Raw genomic sequence first — 239 nt, 5'->3', positions numbered from 1 at the left:
GCCAATGACGACACTATTGCTTCAACAGGCGGCAATGTATTATCAAATGATACACTAAACGGCGCAGCAGTAACGACAACCAATACTGATGTTACACCAGTAACTTCTGGTCCATTACGTATTGATGCTGAAGGGAATTTAACCGTTGCACCAAACACAGCAAGTGGCACGTATACTATTACGTATGAATTATGTGAAGTAGGCGCAACCCCATCGAATTGTGATACAGCAGTAGCTAC

Annotated in this window: 1 pseudogene; it reads left to right on the top strand. The window is 43.1% G+C overall.

Annotated elements, in window-relative coordinates:
* Positions 1–239 (top strand): annotated as a pseudogene (locus tag ACSVH9_RS16435) (hypothetical protein); the annotation flags it as partial.

It is taken from the genome of Flavobacterium sp. RSSB_23, assembly GCF_051547145.1.
Classification (GTDB): Bacteria; Bacteroidota; Bacteroidia; order Flavobacteriales; family Flavobacteriaceae; genus Flavobacterium.
The sequence above is the reverse complement of the archived record's forward strand: the minus strand, read 5'-3'. Positions and strand labels throughout refer to the sequence as shown.